This window comes from Acidovorax sp. KPB24-07 (genome assembly GCF_057543315.1).
On the sequence record NZ_BAAJYS010000949.1, the window covers coordinates 1 to 566 of the forward strand.

At 68.6% G+C, this 566-nt stretch carries 1 pseudogene; it reads left to right on the plus strand.

What is annotated here, in order from left to right:
- Positions 1–291: 291 nt before the first annotated feature.
- Positions 292–566, plus strand: a pseudogene (locus AC27IQ_RS26835) (hypothetical protein); the annotation flags it as partial.

Below are 566 nucleotides of genomic sequence, written 5' to 3' on the forward strand. Positions count from 1 at the left end.
CAGGCCTCGGGCGTGGCGGGAGACTGGGCCAGGGCCGGCAGCGCCGCACCCGCAAATGCCACGAGCGTGGCCGCGCGCACGGCCAGACGCCGGCGCCATGAAAAGACTTGCAACATGGCGGACGAGTCTAGCGATGCACGCTGGCGCCATTGCCCTGGCGCGCTGCCAGCGGCCGAGGATCGGCCTTCGTCCTACAGATCGATGCGCTCGCGGGGAGGTCCGGCGGCCTTCGGGTTCACCCTAGGATGGCCTCCAATCTTGAAGTCCCGGCCTCCGGGGAGAAAGGCAACTGTGAGCACTTGGTACAAATTGGCTCTCGGCAATGACCAGGACGCGTTCGAGCCCGCGCGCCAGATCCAGCAGATCTTCATGGCGAAGTTCCTGATGACGCCTCCCGGCTCGGGACGCGCCCTTTTCTCCAGCTACGACCTCGCCAGCGACAACCTCTGGCTGTATTTTTTCGCCTGCGGCGCGCGACATCGCCACCCGCGTGGCCGCCCAGCCGTGCGACAAGCCCGCCCCCGACGCCCCCCTGGGCCTGCTGGCCGGCGAGGGCGATGCCCTCG